The following is an 18252-nucleotide window of genomic DNA, read 5'->3' as shown; positions in this document are numbered from 1 at the left end:
TGAGGCTAAATGGGCAATTTTTCATCATTCATGAGTGAGTGCTGGGCGAAAACGCAGCCACATCATACGGCTATTGTCTGGCGAAAGGGAAAATGCCCATATTTAACTTGGCTACCTGAAACTTTAAGTTGGCAAAGGTTTCATCATCTTATTCAACAAGCATCTGCTTTTTTGTCCTCTCAACCTGATTTTCATTCTGCTCAAGTGATTGCTTATGGAGGCTCTTGTAAGTTAATCGGAGTGCTTTGCTACTGTGCAACCATTGCACAAGGTAAAAAGATCTTAATGTTAAATCCGGCATTAACCTCTTCTCAACAGCAAAATATCTTAGAAGATAATGGGGTTGATATTCTGATAACCGATCAGCATTTTGCAGAATTTTCTGAAAATCAGACCGCTTGTACACTTTTACCCTGTGATTGGTCGCAACCTTCGACCCTTACTCTTACATCAGGATCATCCGGTTCGCCGAAAGCGATTGTTCATTCAGTGGAAAATCATCTTGCGAATGCAGAGGGCGTTTGCGAGTTGATGCAATTTGAGTCTGCTCATGCATGGTTATTGAGCTTACCTCTTTTTCATGTGTCCGGACAAGGCATCGTTTGGCGATGGTTATTCAAAGGGGCTTCTTTATTTATTCATGAAGATAAATCGGATTTCTTTGAGATGCTTTCTTTAGTTACCCATGCTTCATTAGTACCAACACAATTACAACGCTATTTAACTCAAACAAGCGCTTTAATTGGACAAAACCAAAAATGTTTGCTGGGTGGCAGTGCTATTCCACCCGAGTTAGTCGAACAAGCCCAACAACGGGGCATTTGCTGTTTTTCCGGTTATGGTATGACAGAAATGGCATCTACAATTTGTGCAGTAGAGAATGCCTTGGATAATGTGGGGCTGCCGTTAAAGGGGCGAGCCGTTAAAATTGTTGAAAATGAAATTTGGGTTAAGGGTGCAATGCTCGGATTAGGTTATTGGCAAAAAAATGGGCAAATCCGACCGCTTGTTAATGAAGATGGTTGGTTGCAGACCAAAGATCGTGGAGCGTGGAATAGCCAAGGGCAATTAGTTGTGAAAGGGCGGTTGGATAATATGTTTATCTCTGGTGGTGAAAATATTCAACCGGAAGAAGTTGAAAAAGTGCTTTTTCAATCTGGTATGGTAAAACAAGTGTTTGTTGTGCCAATGGAGGATAAAGAATTCGGTGAGCGCCCTGTGGCATTTGTGGATTTCATCGAACCATTTAATATGCAAGCGGTCGAAAAATTGCAAAATTTTGCAAGATTACATTTAGAAAAATTCAAACAACCCGTTTGCTATTTTGCCTTAAAAACTGAATATGCTCAGCAAGGCGGCATTAAAATTTCTCGGAAACAATTAAAATCATCACTTGTTCAACAACAGGTTTAGGAATTTGTATGATCAAAACAGTATTACGTTATTTTGTAATCAGTCTCTGTTTGTGGCAAAGCCATTTATCGGCTGCTGAGTTGCCAACGGAAAAGGCAATTCAGAGCCAGCTGACAGAAGCTAACAAACTAGAACAAAATGATACAACAAAAGCATTAATTAAAGATCTGGAAGATACGCAATCATTATTGTCTCAAATTGCCCAACAAAATGAGGATAATAATGCTTTAAATAATGAGATTAATAATGCCAAGAAAGCCTTATCTACAAGTCAAGCCAATCTTGATAAATTAAAAAATGAACAAGTACCTTCAGCAGATAGTTTAGGGAAAGAAACTTTAGCGAAGTTACAGCAGTCCTCTAGTGCGATTCAATCTGAATTAGATCAGGTTCAAGCAGATTTATCGGTTATTAATGCCAAATTGGTAGCCCAAAATGCCGCCCCAGATAAAGCTCAAGCCGTATTAACGGCGAATGCTGCACGTAAACAAGCGATTAGTAGTGAATTATCGAATGCAAACATTACAGATGCTCACAAAAATAAACTTACGACAGAGTTAGCATTATTAGATATTCAGAATACTTATAATCAAAATTTGTTGAAAGGGAGCGAAGAACTTTCAACGCTTTATAACACGCAATTAGATGAGAAAAAACAAGAACAACAAAATCTTCAGGCGGAATTAAGTGCTTTACAACAAGCAATTAATCAGAAGTTAGTTGAAGACTCTAAGGAAAAGGTCGCTCAAGCGACAGAATCTTTAGCGCAAAACTTAAGCTCGGATCAAAATCCATTGATTGTAAAAGAATTGGATTGGAATGCGAAACTGAGTCAGGAGCTTCTGAATCAAACAACGAAGATGAGTGAATTATCGAACGATAACCTACGTATTAAAAGTATGTTAGATAATTTGCAACAAACTCAACGTAATATTGATGAACAGATTAGTTCATTACAAGGTACGTTAGTGCTATCTCGTATCATCAATAAACAAAAACAGCTTTTACCTCAAGATCAAATGATTAAAGGTTTAGCTGACCGAATCAGCGAGTTGCGAGTCAATGTCTTTGATATGAGTGAATTCAAAGATACGGTTTCTAACCCGGCTGCGTATATTGCAAAACTAGAAAGTAGCAATAAAACGCAATTTACGGAGAAAGAAAAAAATCAGCTTACTGAGGTGTTACAAGCACGAGCACAAACATTGTCTGAATTGATTAAGTCTTTAAATAATCAATTGAATTTAGCAATTAACATTGAGCTCAGCCAAAAACAAGTTCAGACCATCAGTGATGAATTACAACAGAAATTACAACAGCAAAGTTTTTGGGTTAAAAGTAATAGCCCGATTGATTTAGCTTGGTTTACTAAATTCCCTCTTTCTGCCGGATTACAATTAGAAGATATTGCAAAGCAGTTCGATTTCTCGAATTGGCGAGATAATGCCTTGCCGGCTGGGGTACTCATTGCGTTATTAACACTGATGACGATAATGATTCTTCGACAAAAAGAGTCGATAAAACATCGTTTAAATCAAATTAGTAACAGCATGAAAGCCATAACAACAGATAGCCAATGGAATACGCCTTACGCTATTTTCTTGACGATCATTTTATGTTTACCTAGCACTTTTATGTTCTTAATGGCATTTATCTTGGTAACCTATATCTGTTTCCAAAATCCATTAACGATTTGGCCTTGGGGCTTGAAAATGGCGGGGTATTGGCTCTATTTTGCTTTTATGATGGCAATGTTACGTCCAAATGGAATTGGTTATCGTCATTTTGATATGCCTCAAAAGAGCAATATGTTGTTCTTACATATTTTAAAACGTTCGGTTTGGGTCATTGGTTTGTTATTGAATACCTCGATCTTTGCGAATTCAGAAATGGGCGTAGCATATGATGTGATTGGTCAAACAATGACGATTATGGTTTTAGTTGTTACCGTATTTATCATTGCACCGGGCTTTAGAAAAGCGATCTCGACTTACCAAAATACCGTAGAACAAGATAAAAGCCCTCGCCATATCTTATTAACGCTGGTACGAATTGTGCTTTTATTAGCCCCTATCGCCTTGATCGGGCTTATTGTTATGGGGTATTACTACACATCTTTAGTCATTATTGAGCATTTGATTTCGACTTATTTTGCTGTAACAACATGGATTATTGTTCGTAATGTATTTTACCGAATGTTTACGGTTTCCGCACGCCGTTTGGCTTATCGCCGTTTACAAGAAAAACGTGAACACTTAATGGCAAAACGAGCAAATGAAACGGTAAATAATGCAACGGAAGATGATATTCCACTTGAGATCAAACAAGATGCGATTGCGGTCAGTGAAGTAAAAAATCAAATGTTGAAAATCACAGATTTTGTACTTTGGGTTGGATTATTTGCATTATTGTATTGGGTTTGGTCAGACTTAATTACGGTAGCTTATTATTTAAAAGGTGTTACGCTTTGGCAACAAAGTACCACAACCGAAAATGGCGTGGTTATGGAATCGATCACTCTACTCAATCTATTGGTTGCGGTTATTATAGTGGTAGTTACCTATGTACTTATTCGAAATTTAAGCGGTCTTCTTGAAACCTTTGTTTTTTCTAACTTAAAACTTTCTCAAGGAACACCTTATACCATTACGACATTATTAACCTATCTGTTAGTGGTATTAGGAGCATCATTAGCGTTCTCTATGTTAGGTATGTCGTGGTCTAAATTACAATGGCTATTTACAGCATTATCCGTTGGTTTAGGTTTTGGTATGCAAGAAATTTTTGGAAACTTTGTTTCAGGGATTATCATTTTATTTGAACGTCCCGTACGCGTTGGTGACATGGTAACGATTGGTAACTTTAATGGGACGGTTTCTAAAATTCGTATTCGAGCGACAACATTAATTGATAATGACAAGAAAGAGGTTATTGTGCCAAATAAAGCGTTCATTACCGAACGTGTTGTAAACTGGGCTTTAACTAACTCAATGACACGTTTGGTCATTAGCATCGGTGTAGCTTATGGTTCAGATTTAGATCTTGTGAAAAAATTATTGCTACAAGCCGCCGAGGAAAATGATGCGGTACTCAGAGACCCAGCGCCGGCAGCGTATTTTCTCAGTTTTGGTGCAAGTACATTAGATCATGAGCTACGTGTTTATGTTGGGCAATTAAGTGATCGTACAAGAACGATTGATACGTTAAATCGCAGAATCAATCAATTATTTGCAGAAAATAACATTGATATTGCCTTTAACCAATTAGATATTTTTATTAAAAACCAATCAACGAATGAAGAAGTAAAATGGTCAAGTGAGCAACTTGATATTAAACGTTAAAGTGGATTTATTCATTTATGCAATTTTATAAACGGTTTTTTATTGTTTTATTATGTGTAGTGTTTTCGCTTCCTGTTAGGGCAAATCAAAGTCCAAATCAGGTAGCGGAAACGAGTATCCGTAATCAAATTAGTGCATTAAAGACAGGGACGTTAGACTCAACATCAACGGATTCGCAAGCTCAGAATTTAGAAGCGACATTGCGTTTTGTCGAGCAAACCAAAAAGCAAAAGCAAGATATGGCAGCATTGGAAAAACAAATTTCAACGTTGCCACAAGAGGTTATTGCTCTTCAGAATAGAACAAAAGCATATAAAGAGGAAAGCGATAGCCTTTCTGAGAAGAGTTATGCCTTGCTTTCTTTGGGAGCTTTAACACAAAAACAAAATGAACTTGAAGCAGCGTTACAATCTGCGCAAGTGAATTTTGCTGATTTAGATACGCGTTTATCAAATAGTCGTAATTTATTAAAGAATAATCAAAAATTATTAGATGAGAATTTGGCTCGTATGCAAGAAATCAATCGTGCCAAAAATACAACTCAATCTAATCAATCTTTGCTGGATAAATGGAATGCAGAATTAACGTTTCTTGAAGAAAATAATCGTTTTAATGCGCTATTAAACAATAATGCAGAAAAACTGATTTCTTTAGATGAAGCAAAGCGCAATGAAGCAATTGCAAAACAGCAACTCATTCAAAAACAACTGTCTGTTTTACAAGAAACCTTAAATACAAAACGTTTAGAGGATTCACAGCAAAAGGCACAAGAAGTTGCCAATCAAACGATAGCAAGTAGCATTGAGAACTATCTTATCAAGGAAGAATTAGAAGAAAATCAATCGCTTAGCCAATTTTTGGTTCAGCAGACTCAAAAATTAAATGCGCTATCTCGTGATGATTTGCGAATGAAAAATGTGTTGGAAGGCTTAACACAAACACAACGCAACATTGATGAACAGATCAGTGCGCTTCAGGGCACGTTGGTTTTGTCTAAAGTGATCAATAAACAAAAACAAGCGTTACCCACAGAGAGTTTTAATAAAAATCTAGCGAATTCAATTTCTAATGTTAGGGTACATATTTTTGAGTACTCACAGCAACGAGATGAGCTTTATAACATTGATGACTATATTAAGAACATCACAGAACATCTTGAAGAGCCTTTAACGGAAGAAGAGCATCAGGCGCTCAATAAGATCCTAAAAGAACGTCAGCAACTTTTAGATGAGATTATTAAATCATTAAATAGCCAACTGAATATTTCAATTAACATTGAGAATAATCAGAAACAGTCCATGGCAATTAGTGACGCATTGCAGCGGAAACTCCAACAGCAAAGTTTCTGGGTAAATAGTAATAATCCATTTGATTTGAACTGGATTCAGTCATTTCCATCGTTGGCATTTGATGAAATAAGTGAACTGGCAAAGTACATTAGTTTTGATAACGTTCATCAAAATTTACTCCAAATGCTGGTATTTACGATAGCTTTTTTGTTTATTTCTTTCTTACTAAATTGGAAAAAACAAGCAATAAAAGACCGCTTGGCATTCATTGCAAGTAGAGTTAATACGCTAAAAAATGATAGCCATTGGTATACGCCAGAAGCGATGTTTTGGACGATCTTATTGGCACTACCAAGTACGTTAATGTTTTTTGCCGCATATTCATTAGCGGCGTTCCTTTTCCTACATGATCCTATTTCGGCATGGCGATGGGGATTACGTTTAACGCTTTATTGGTGGTTTTTTGCAACTGTACTTTCACTATTACGCCCAAATGGGCTGGCTTATCGTCATTTTGGCATGCCACAAGAAAGTAATCGCATCTTCCAACGTATTATTAAACAATCTATTTGGATTGTTGGATTATTGTTGGTGTCGTCTATTCCATCACAGGTTGATACGATTGGTTATACCCACGATGCCATAGGGCAGGTTATGTCTATTATTGCTTTAGCCTTGTGTCTATTTGTGGTAAGACCGTTGCTAAATAAAGGGATCAAAGAGTATCAAAATGCGAAAACTGAAGATGGTTCTAAGCGTAACATTAGTTTATTTAAGCTCTTACGATTAATCTTAATTGTTGCGCCAATCTCACTTATCGTGTTGATCCTATTAGGGTATTACTATACTGCGGTATATTTAATTACGCATTTGCTTAATAGCTACTTTGTCATTCTCTTTTGGGTATTTGGACGCTATTTTGCTTATCGTTTTGTTAGCATTTCGGCACGCCGATTAGCTTATCGCCGTTTACAGGAAAAACGGCAAAAAATTCGTGAGCAACAAGCCGCAGATGCTCAATCAAACAGTAAAGAGGATGCAAAAGAAGAAGAATCTATTAAGTTATCGGTCGTCAATCAGCAAATTTTCCGCGTAACGGATCTGATTGGTTGGGTTGTCTTATTTGCTTTACTTTATGTGGTTTGGTCAGATCTGTTGAGTGTCGCCTACTATTTAGATGGTGTGATTCTGTGGGAGAGTAATGATGGCACTCAAGTTGATTCTGTTACCTTACTCAACTTAATGAGAGCGTTACTCTATGTGATGGTTACCTATGTGTTAGTGAAAAACATTGCGGGGATTCTAGAAGTGACCTTCTTTTCTCGTATGCGACTTTCAAAAGGTACGCCACAGACGATCATTACTGTATTAACTTATATTATTATTACTATTGGTAGTGTTTCGGCATTCTCTGCTTTAGGGATTTCGTGGACTAAAATCCAATGGATCTTCACGGCACTTTCAGTCGGTTTAGGTTTCGGGGTTCGTGAGATTTTTGGTAGTTTTGTGTCGGGTTCTATTTTACTCTTTGAAAGACCTATCCGAGTCGGCGATAAGGTAACCGTAGGACAATACACCGGTATTATTACCAAAATTCGTTTACGTTCTACCACACTACTGAATTCCGATAATATGGAAGTTGTGTTACCAAACCAAGCCTTTGTGACAGATCGTTTTATTAACTGGACACTAAATAATACGATTACACGCTTGCAGATTTTGTTTAAAGTTAGTTACGATACTGACTTAGAGCGAATGAAGGTGTTATTATTACAAGCTGTTTCGGAAGCACCGAAAGTATTAGCGGAACCGAAAATGGAAATTAACTTACTCCGTTTTGGCGATAACGCTTTAGAACATGAGCTATTAGTGTTTGTCGGGGAGTTAGGTGACCGTACTGAAACGATGAACTTCTTACAGTCTCGTATTAACCAACTTTTCCGTGAAAATGGTATTCAATTTGCCTTGAATCAATTAGATGTTCATTTACATTCATCAGAAAAAGAACCTCAACAAGCGGTTAAAATGATTGAAAATTTTGCAAAATAACAAAAAGGAAAAAATATGGCAGGCAACAGCATTGGACAACTCTTTAAAGTAACAACATTTGGTGAGTCACACGGCATTGCATTAGGATGTATTGTCGATGGCGTTCCTCCGAATATGGCATTAAGTGAAGCCGATATTCAACCGGATTTAGATCGCCGTAAACCGGGAACATCTCGCTATACCACGCCTCGCCGTGAAGATGATGAGGTACAAATTCTTTCAGGCGTTTTTGAAGGAAAAACAACCGGAACCAGCATCGGACTCATCATTAAAAATGGCGATCAACGTTCTAAAGATTACGGCGATATTTACGATAAATTTAGACCAGGACATGCTGATTATACTTATCAACAAAAATACGGTATTCGTGATTATCGAGGTGGCGGTCGTTCTTCTGCACGTGAAACAGCAATGCGTGTAGCAGCAGGAGCGATTGCGAAAAAGTATTTGCGTGAGCAGTTTGATATTGAGGTTCGAGGTTATCTTTCTCAAATCGGTTCAGTTAAAATTGATCCGAAAACTGTGGCAGAAGTGGATAAAATTGATTGGCAACAAGTTAATAGCAATCCGTTCTTTTGCCCAGATCCCGTTGCCGTTGAGGCATTTGATGTGCTTATCCGTGATCTGAAAAAAGAAGGGGACTCTATTGGCGCAAAATTAACGGTGGTAGCAGAAAATGTTCCCGTTGGGTTAGGTGAGCCGGTTTTTGATCGCCTTGATGCAGATTTAGCGCACGCTTTAATGTCTATCAATGCCGTGAAAGCGGTCGAAATTGGCGATGGTTTTGCAGTTGTTGAACAAAAAGGCAGCCAGCACCGAGATGAAATGATACCAGACGGGTTTTTATCTAATCACGCCGGCGGTATTTTAGGAGGGATTAGCTCTGGGCAGCCGATTATTGCTAACATTGCATTAAAACCAACATCAAGCATTATGGTACCCGGAAAAAGTGTTAATCTTAATAATGAAGCGGTGGAGTTAGTCACAAAAGGACGTCATGATCCTTGTGTGGGTATTCGTGCCGTACCGATCGCAGAAGCGATGATGGCGATTGTGTTGCTCGACCATTTATTACGCTTTAAAGCGCAATGCCGATAAATTTAAAGCAAAAGTGGGGAATTTCCCCACTTTTTTGTTATTTTTTGTTAGGAAGTGGCTCTAATCCTTGTAAGATTTGTTGAGCATTCTCATTGGTTAAATGGTATTGATAATATTTTTGGTAGAAAGCTTGTGTTTTACTAACCATATCAACATCTTTAAATAATTCAGGATGGAAAAGTTTGCTAGCCCATAAAATTTGCAATGCTTCTTCCGCGCTATAACGATCCCAAGCAAAAGTGCCGAGAGGGTTAACATAGACCTTTTTCTCTTTTACTGCCTTAATACTTTGCCAAGTTGGATCACTGAGAATTTTCTCTACACCTAAATGCGCATCAGTACTACCGACAATAATAATATCCGGGTTGGCTTTAATCAGTTCCTCTAGGCTTACATCAACCAAATTTGCTTGCTCTGGGAGGGCATTTTTCCCTCCAGCAAGTTTTATCCACGCACCAATAATTGATTTTCCACCATCAATCTTGAGTAAATTTTTCGCACTTGCAATATGTGCAACAGTTGGTCTTTGTGCTTCAGATACATGTTTTAAACGATCTGTAACAAATTGAATATTGCCTTCTAGTTCACTGATATATGTTTTGGCGACATTCGGCGCATTATCACCCAAAACATCCGCTGTAATTTGTACGGTTTTCTTTAAACCCTCAAAATCTTGAAAGCCGATCAGTACGCCTTTAAGTCCTGCTTTTTCGATTTCTTGCAGCATTTTGGCATTAGAAAGGAGAACTACATCTGGGCGGGTAGCAAGCAGTTCTTCTAGTTGAATGTTATTGCCGTCTGTGAGTGCCGGCACTTCGCTTATACGAGGGTAAACCGCTCTAATCCAAGGGTTCGCATTGATGACATTGGTTGTTGCTACAAGTTTGTTAGCGCCGCCTAGTAAAAGGACAATTTGGTTATTGGCGTGCCATAAATCCGCAACACGATTGACCTGATGGGGGATATCGATCTGGTTACCTTTGCTATCTTCTATCACTTTCGCCTTTACCATAGGGCTAGCAAGAAAAACAGATAAACAGAGAAAAGAGAGTTTACGTTTAAACGTTTGTGAAAGCATTGTTGCTCCTTTTGTTAAAGATGTTGAATTGCACAAAGATGACGGTCGAGCTCAGATACCTGAACCAACCGTAAATCCATTTGATAAAGTTGCTTTAAATGAGGCTCGGTAATCATTTCCGCCGTATTTCCCACCATTAAATGCCCTTGCCGATCTAAAATGGCGGTTTTGCTATGGGGTAAACTCTGGTGGAGTAGGAGTGGATGATCCGGATTATGCGTAGTCATAATGATCGTAAATTGCTGTTCAGCCAATGTTCGAATTAAACTCAATGTTTTGAGTGTATTTCCATAATCAAGAGCAGAAGTTGGCTCATCAAACAAAATGATCTGTGGTTGTTGTACTAAAACTTTGGCAATGTTGATTAACTGTTTTTCCCCTCCACTTGCCAACATATAGGTTTTATCTGCAAGATGTTGAATATTAAGTGTGGCTAAGGCTTGCTCAACAAGTGCAAAATCGGCTTCATTTGGTTTTTCAAACATACCTAAATAAGCGGCTCGCCCTAGAGCCACATAGTCTCTTACACTATATTGGTAAGTTTGTGGTGCAGATTGAGAAACATAAGCAATTTTTTGAGCAATCTCTTTGGTAGAAAGGGTTGCAAGCGGTCGATTTTCAATAAGAATTTGCCCTTTTTGCAAAGGAAGCAACCCTGAAATACAGTTAAGTAAGGTTGATTTACCTGCGCCATTCGCACCTAATAGCGTTAGCAGCTCCCCTTTTTGTAAGTGAAGATGAATATGGTTAAGTAAAGGCGTTTGTTGATGGCTATAACAAAGTTGTTCGATCTTTAGCATTTAACTAACCCTTTTTTGTTTTATCAATGCCCAAGCGAAGCACGGTGCGCCAAGAAAACCTGTAATAATTCCAAGAGGAATTTCTTGCGCATATAAATTACGCGCAACGGTATCGACAACAAGGAGAAAAATGGCACCGAGTAACATTGAGATTGGCAACGTTTTGACATTGTTATCACCAATCATAAGGCGAGATAAGTGGGGGATAATTAACCCAATCCAACCGATCGTACCGCTTAAACACACTGCGGAAGCGGTTAATAATGTCGCATTTACTACCATCACGTTTCGTTCAAATTTCACATTCACGCCAACGAGCGTTGCTTCCCTTTCACCTAGAGAAAGAACATTAATTCGCCAACGCATCGCAAAAAGGAGTAGCAATGTAACGAGTATAATCGGCGAAAGAAGGCGTAAATTGTGATAGTCAGTTTTGGTTAAACTACCAAGTTGCCAATAAACAATATCCGCCAACTGCGTTTCCGGATCGGCAAGGTATTTCAACAAACCAAGACATGCCATCATAAAACCGGAAACAATGATCCCCGAAAGAATGAGCAGAATATTGGCATTGCGTTGCATCAGTTTCGGGATTGTCATCGTAATCATTACCGCAATAATACCGCCGATAAAAGCGCTAGTTTGAGTAGCTAAAATTCCCCAGCCACATAAAATAGCAAATGATGCGCCAACACAAGCTCCGCTAGAAACACCTAATAAATCGGGCGACACCAATGGGTTACGAAAAACGCCTTGATAGACAGCGCCAGAGGCAGCTAGAGCTGCGCCAACTAAAATCGCTGCAATAACCCGAGGAAGACGAAGATTAAAAATGATGTTATGCTGAATTTCACTGCCACCGATATGAAAAAGTGTTGCCATTACATCGCTAGGGGCAATATAAAATCGACCTAACGAGAGGGATAAAACGGCGCAACAGATAAGCACTAAGAGCAGAATTAAAGAGAACGAGTTTTTCATAAGTGAATAATTTAATTTATATAATTAAATATATAACGAATTATAATAAAAAGCAAACGCCTAAGTTTGAGCTTAGGCGTTTGTATAATTGAAAGCGATTATTGAGGGATCTTTATTGCTGGATCGAGTGGTGCTTTGATTTCCTCAATGATTTTTTTCAATCCATAATCATCTTTATCAGGTTGGTTGCTAAATAAATCAACGTCTTTATTTAATAATGGGTTCTCAATCCCAATCCATTTTCCAATGCCATCAGTAAAGTTTAAACCTGATTTAAAAACGTGATATTCATTTCTTTGCGTATCATCGCTTGAGATTTTAAACAGCGGGATATCGTAATGTAATTTACTTTTGCCACTACTGTTATGAATAGTGATGTTATCTTCCGAAATATCATGAGATAAACCGTGATCAGAAAAATAAATCATTGAGAAAGAACGTCCGTTCGTGGCTTTATTTTTCTCTAAAGCTTCATAAACACGTTGAATGACCTCATCGGTTTTCTTAATAGAAGAAACATAACAGTTTACGTTAAAAAATTTTTTCGGCAGTTTTTCATCATCAAACATTTTTGGGTAATCGGTTAAACGGTCGCAAGTAATAGGGTGAGAACCATATAAATGTAAGACAATAAAGCGTTTTTGTGTTGCAGGTTGTTCAATGGTTTGAACAAACTTTGGTAGCAATTCAAAATCGCTGATATTTTGGTTGAGCGAATCGCCGGCCTTTGTAAAGATTTTGACATCGCTCTTATTGGCTAGTGATGAAATCGGTGTATCAAATTGCCCTAAATAACCTTGATTTGAAATCCAGTACGTTTTTATACCTGCTGATTTGATAAGATCGATCATCGAAAGCTCATAGCTGCCTTCCCATGTTTGTGTATTGGGTTTGGTTAGCATAAGTTTTAATGAGGCGATAGTGTTTGTGCCACCAGATGTGAGCCCGTCAATTAGCGTGCCTTTAGCGTGGCTCATAAATGGCGTATTTTCTGCTGGATAACCATAAGCGTGGTGATAATCTTTTCTCGCACTTTCGCCAATGATTAAAACGTAGTCATCATATTTTGCCTCGGTAGAAAGCGTAGAAGCTCCCCATTTTGACTCAATTGAAAGATGATTTAAAACATCCAACTCTTTTTTTACTTTCATACTTTCATCATAGAATACATGAAAGAATTTAAGTGGTGCAAGGTAATACAACCCAAAGAGAATCGCAAAGAGTACAAAACTTTTATTTCTCAAGGGTTTAATATCCAGCATATTGGTAATTTTTCGATAAAAAACGACCGCTAATAGAATCGCAACAGCAATCACGATGTTGAGAGGGGAAAGTTGTTGGAGAAATTCTTTACTTTCCATCATATCGGTCGCAAAAACAGAAGCGATATATTGGTAAGTCGGACGACCAAAAGCAAGGCCGATCGGGGTATAGAACATATAACCTAACGTAATCGGCAATAATAGCAAGTAGTAAGTCCACTTAGAACTTGCTAAAGTTATGATTAAAATGGCGCCTAAAATAACTTCAGGTACGCTAGGATGCTCAAAAAAACCAGAGCCTTTGAGCATAAAAAAACTTGCAAAAAGGACTAAGCCCAGTGCGAAAAATATCCCAAAAAGTTTCTTATTTTGCATAGATTAAAATTTCTCTATTTCTAGTTTAGATAGATTGTTCTATAATAACGTAATTTTGTGTTTAGTCCATACAAACAGAGGCAATTAAAATGAGCAACCCTATTTATAAACGCATTTTATTAAAATTAAGTGGCGAAGCTTTACAAGGTGAAGAAGGCTTTGGTATCGACCCTTCAATCTTAGATCGTATGGCTCTTGAAATTAAAGAGTTAATCGAAATGGGCGTTGAAGTGGGAGTCGTTATCGGTGGCGGTAACTTATTCCGTGGGGCAAAATTAGCTAAAGCAGGAATGAATCGTGTTGTTGGCGACCATATGGGGATGCTTGCTACTGTAATGAATGGCTTAGCAATGCGTGATGCGTTGCATCGTGCAGATGTGAATGCGAAACTCATGTCTGCATTCCAATTAAACGGAATTTGCGATACCTATAACTGGTCTGAAGCGATCAAAATGTTACGTGAAAAACGTGTTGTGATTTTCTCAGCAGGAACAGGTAGCCCATTTTTTACGACCGATTCAGCGGCTTGCTTACGTGGTATCGAAATTGAAGCAGATGTTGTCTTAAAAGCAACAAAAGTAGATGGCGTGTATGACAAAGATCCGGCTAAATTTGCCGATGCTAAATTATATAATCAATTAACGTATGCTGAAGTCATTGATAAAGAATTGCAAGTTATGGATTTAGCTGCCTTTACTTTAGCACGTGACCACGCAATGCCAATTCGTGTATTTAATATGGGTAAACCGGGTGCGTTACGTGAAGTAGTAACAGGCACTACCGAAGGCACAATTATTGCTTAATGTTTAACAAATTTTAATTGATGAAAAGGAAAAGAAATCAATGATTAATGAAATCAAAAAAGATACGCAAGATCGTATGGAAAAAAGCTTAGATGCTTTAAAAAGTCATATTTCTAAAATTCGTACAGGTCGAGCACAACCAAGTTTATTAGACGGTATTCAAGTTGAATACTACGGTTCTGCAACACCATTACGCCAAGTAGCAAACGTGGTTGCAGAAGATGCACGTACATTAGCGGTAAACGTTTTTGACCGTTCTTTAATCTCAGCCGTAGAAAAAGCGATTTTAACGTCAGATTTAGGCTTAAACCCATCTTCTGCCGGTGCAACAATTCGTGTTCCACTTCCACCATTAACAGAAGAACGCCGCCGTGATTTGATCAAAATCGTAAAAGGCGAAGGTGAACAAGGTAAAATTGCAATCCGTAATGTACGCCGTGATGCGAATGACCAAATCAAAGCATTATTAAAAGACAAAGAAATCAGTGAAGATGAAGAGCGTAAAGCACAAGATGAAATTCAGAAAATTACTGATAGCTACATCAAAAAAGTAGATGAAGTGCTTGCAGCAAAAGAGAAAGAATTACTTGATTTCTAATCAAAAAAATCAGTTAAAGTGGGTGTAAAGCCCACTTTTTTATTTTCAGAACGAATAATCAAAAAGTATAGTAAACAAATGGAAGAACAATATAAGAAACTGGTTAAACGAGCAGCAAATTTAGCCATTGTTGTTGCTTGTTCCTTAATTTTAATTAAAGCCTTTGCTTGGTGGCAAACAGGATCTATCTCAATTCTCGCCGCAATGACTGATTCGGTAGTAGATTTATTTGCGTCTATTGTTAATGTCTTCGTCTTACGATTCGCCTTACAACCGGCAGATGAGCGTCACGCTTTTGGGCACGGTAAAGCAGAATCGCTAGCTGCGGTAGCGCAAAGTGCGTTTATTAGTGGCTCTGCTGCTTTCCTACTCTTACAAGGTTTTTATAAATTAACCAATCCGGAATTGATTGCTGATTCTGAATTAGGGATTATGGTTAGTTTGATTTCGATTGCTTTAACGGCTGTATTGATTTGGTATCAGAAAAAAGTGGTTGCAATCACACAAAGTCCGGCAATTGAAGCAGATTCCCTTCACTATCAAACCGATTTTCTGATGAACGGCGCAATTTTAGTGGCAATGATCTTAAACTGGTTTGGATTTATCTATGCTGATGCTGTTTTTGCCATAGGTATTGCGCTATATATTGCATATAGTGCATTAAAGATGTTGTGGGAGGCGGTAAATACTTTATTAGATCAAGCGCTACCTCAAGAAGAAATTGCCCAAATTATGCAAATCGCGCGTGAAAATCCTTGTATTTTAGGTATTCACGATGTGCTTACTCGTCGAGCAGGTGCAGTGCGTTTTATTCAGCTTCATTTAGAGCTGGATGATCATTTAACGCTACTTGAAGCCCACGATATTGCTGATAATTTAGAACATAAAATTCTGACACTATTTCCAATGTCGGAAGTGATCATTCATCAAGAACCGACTTCAGTGGTTCAAAAAGAAAAACAACAGGAACAGTAATGTATCAAGCGATTGCCTATTTTAATTTTGAGAATTTCGAAGAAGATCCCGTTACCTTGATTGGGCAGGTGGTTAATCAATGGCGATATAACGGGCAAATTATTGGCAGAGAGTTTGGCGTAACTTATCATCAAGATCATTTCCAAGTTCGTCTTTCACTTCCAGAACAAGAGAGTTTGTTACCTAAATGGAATAGTGAAATGGTCAATGAAGCCTTACAGCAAGCGGTTGAATTTGGTGTTATTTTTACCGGATTCGAAATTATCGGGCAAGATTATCAAGCCGATGAAAGTAGCCAAGAGGAGAAACATCCATTTTTAATCCTTTATACCACGCATTTAGATAGCTGTTCGCCGCTTCGAGCTGCAGGCGATTTTAAACCTGTCCCGAGCTATCGTTTATTGCACACAGAGTATGATCTCAGTGAACAACTCATAAAATGGCAAGAAGATTGGCAGGCTTGCGATCAGCTACAAATGAATGGCTTAGTATTAGAGCAACAAGCCGTATCACAAATTAGCGAGGTTGATAGCGAGCTAAGTATAAGAGGGCGAGCTTTGACTAAGGAGATAGCACAAAAAACATCTATTCCCGTATTTTATTACTTATATCGTTTAGGGACAGATGAAGCGAAAGAACAGAATAGAACCTGCCCAAGCTGTGGTGGAAATTGGAAACTCGCAACACCATTACACGATATTTTTTATTTTAAATGTGATCAATGTCGCTTGATTTCTAACCTAAGTTGGGAAATATTATAACAAAAGGTTATAAACCCAATCTTATTCGACTAACACTCGAATGAGGATCTATTCTATGATGAACAAAAAGCATTGGAGGTTTTTATGCTCATTGTTAATTTAGGCATATTTGTTGCATTTCTATTTTTGTTATCTGTACTTTATAAAAGAACCCAGAAACTGGGGCAGACCGTTTTTATTGGGCTGTTATTGGGCTTAGGATTTGGGATTTTATTACAGACGGTCTATGATAAAACGGTTATCGATCCAACATTAGATTGGATAAATCTTGTGGGTAACGGTTATGTCCGATTGCTACAAATGATTGTTATGCCGTTAGTCTTTGTGTCCATTTTGTCGGCAATGACACGCCTGAAAGAAGCGAACTCATTAGGGAAAATCAGCTTCAGCGTTTTATCTGTATTATTAGTTACCACCGCAATTGCCGCAGCAATCGGGATAGCGATGAGCTACTTGTTCGATTTAACCGCACAAGGTTTAGTTGTTGGTGAAAGAGAGCTAGCGGCACAAGCGAAAGTTGCCGGACGAGTCGATCAGGTTAGCAATTTATCTGTACCGGCGATGCTATTATCCTTTATTCCTAAAAATCCATTTTTAGAATTAACCGGCGCAAATCCAACTTCTATTATCAGCACTGTCATTTTCTCTGGTTTTCTAGGGTTTGCCGCATTAAGTTTAGGCAAAGAAGATAAGGATTTAGGCGAACGTATTGCTCAAGGCGTTGATACGCTTAATAAACTCATTATGCGCTTAGTTCGCTTTGTGATCCGCTTAACACCTTATGGCGTTTTTGCGCTTATGATCAAAATGGCGGCGACATCCAAATGGGCGGATATTATCAATTTAGGTAACTTTATTGTGGCATCTTACTTAGCGATTGGTTTAATGTTTGTTGTTCACGGTATTTTGCTGTTTGTCGCAAAAATTAACCCGCTTGATTACTATAAAAAAGTGCTACCAACGCTCAGTTTTGCGTTTACATCACGTTCAAGTGCAGCAACGCTACCACTTAATATTGAAACTCAAACCAATAAATTAGGTAATGACAATGTTATTGCGAATTTTTCTGCCACTTTTGGCGCAACGATAGGACAAAATGGCTGTGCGGGTATTTATCCGGCGATGTTAGCCGTGATGGTTGCACCGACTGTTGGTATTGATCCTTTTAGTTTCAGTTATATTCTCACGCTCATTTTAGTGGTTGCAATTTCTTCATTTGGTATCGCAGGCGTTGGTGGCGGTGCAACTTTTGCGGCAATTGTCGTATTATCCACCCTTAATTTACCGATTGAGTTAGTTGGATTATTGATTTCTATCGAACCGTTGATTGATATGGGAAGAACGGCACTTAACGTGAATGGTGCAATGGTCGCAGGAACGTTAAGTAATAAATGGTTGAAATAAATTAGCTTTGTCAGCTTTGTAATCA

General features: G+C 38.2%; 13 protein-coding genes. 9 read left to right on the top strand and 4 right to left on the bottom strand.

All coding sequences use genetic code 11. The annotated features are described in order from the left end of the window. Positions 1-9 precede the first annotated feature (9 nt). Genes menE through aroC form a run of 4 tightly spaced genes read left to right on the top strand, consistent with a single transcriptional unit; the run spans position 10 to position 9190 of the window. Entirely contained in the window at positions 10-1413 is a 1404-nt protein-coding gene (gene menE, locus AM305_RS03635; RefSeq protein ID WP_005823247.1) for an o-succinylbenzoate--CoA ligase, read from the top strand. A gap of 8 nt (positions 1414-1421) precedes the next feature. After that, on the top strand, positions 1422-4754 hold the full coding sequence (gene mscK, locus AM305_RS03630; protein ID WP_005823245.1) for a mechanosensitive channel MscK: 3333 nt from the start codon (positions 1422-1424) through the stop codon (positions 4752-4754). A 17-nt stretch (positions 4755-4771) separates the two neighbouring features. Further along, positions 4772-8092 (top strand): mechanosensitive channel MscK, encoded by a 3321-nt coding sequence (gene mscK / locus AM305_RS03625; RefSeq protein ID WP_005823243.1) that lies wholly within the window; start codon positions 4772-4774, stop codon positions 8090-8092. Between the two features lie 15 nt (positions 8093-8107). Further along, positions 8108-9190, top strand: a complete 1083-nt coding sequence (gene aroC, locus AM305_RS03620) for a chorismate synthase (protein ID WP_005823241.1) — start codon at positions 8108-8110, stop codon at positions 9188-9190. Positions 9191-9227: 37 nt separating this feature from the next. On the opposite strand, the gene AM305_RS03615 is transcribed toward aroC, so the two are convergent. The 4 genes from AM305_RS03615 to AM305_RS03600 all read right to left on the bottom strand — a co-directional run bounded on the left by AM305_RS03615 (position 9228) and on the right by AM305_RS03600 (position 13686). After that, positions 9228-10268: an ABC transporter substrate-binding protein gene (locus AM305_RS03615; protein ID WP_005823240.1), complete on the bottom strand. Its 1041-nt coding sequence runs from the start codon at positions 10266-10268 to the stop codon at positions 9228-9230. Positions 10269-10282: 14 nt separating this feature from the next. Then, positions 10283-11068 carry an ABC transporter ATP-binding protein gene (locus AM305_RS03610; RefSeq protein WP_005823238.1) on the bottom strand — a complete coding sequence of 262 codons (786 nt, stop codon included), beginning with the start codon at positions 11066-11068 and terminating at the stop codon, positions 10283-10285. Then, positions 11069-12049, bottom strand: a complete 981-nt coding sequence (locus AM305_RS03605) for a FecCD family ABC transporter permease (RefSeq protein ID WP_035293843.1) — start codon at positions 12047-12049, stop codon at positions 11069-11071. It lies immediately after the preceding gene. Between the two features lie 98 nt (positions 12050-12147). Next, the gene (locus AM305_RS03600; RefSeq protein WP_005823236.1) at positions 12148-13686 is read right to left on the bottom strand and encodes a phosphoethanolamine transferase; all 1539 of its coding nucleotides are present in this window, start codon (positions 13684-13686) and stop codon (positions 12148-12150) included. 89 nt (positions 13687-13775) lie between these two features. Here AM305_RS03600 and pyrH point away from each other — a divergent pair, with 89 nt between their 5' ends. The 5 genes from pyrH to AM305_RS03575 all read left to right on the top strand — a co-directional run bounded on the left by pyrH (position 13776) and on the right by AM305_RS03575 (position 18227). Beyond that, on the top strand, positions 13776-14489 hold the full coding sequence (gene pyrH, locus AM305_RS03595) for a UMP kinase (protein WP_005823235.1): 714 nt from the start codon (positions 13776-13778) through the stop codon (positions 14487-14489). Positions 14490-14529: 40 nt separating this feature from the next. Continuing rightward, the gene (gene frr, locus AM305_RS03590) at positions 14530-15087 is read left to right on the top strand and encodes a ribosome recycling factor (protein ID WP_005817771.1); all 558 of its coding nucleotides are present in this window, start codon (positions 14530-14532) and stop codon (positions 15085-15087) included. A 78-nt stretch (positions 15088-15165) separates the two neighbouring features. After that, positions 15166-16062, top strand: a complete 897-nt coding sequence (locus AM305_RS03585; RefSeq protein WP_005823234.1) for a cation diffusion facilitator family transporter — start codon at positions 15166-15168, stop codon at positions 16060-16062. Then, positions 16062-16823 (top strand): Zn-ribbon-containing protein, encoded by a 762-nt coding sequence (locus AM305_RS03580; RefSeq protein ID WP_005823233.1) that lies wholly within the window; start codon positions 16062-16064, stop codon positions 16821-16823. Before AM305_RS03585 ends, AM305_RS03580 begins: the two co-directional genes overlap by 1 nt. A gap of 84 nt (positions 16824-16907) precedes the next feature. After that, positions 16908-18227, top strand: coding sequence for an L-cystine transporter (locus AM305_RS03575; RefSeq protein ID WP_005823232.1), 1320 nt, complete (start codon positions 16908-16910; stop codon positions 18225-18227). Positions 18228-18252: the final 25 nt, after the last annotated feature.

Source organism: Actinobacillus minor NM305 (assembly GCF_000175195.1).
Lineage (GTDB): Bacteria > Pseudomonadota > Gammaproteobacteria > Enterobacterales > Pasteurellaceae > Haemophilus_A > Haemophilus_A minor.
The sequence above is the reverse complement of the archived record's forward strand: the minus strand, read 5'-3'. Positions and strand labels throughout refer to the sequence as shown.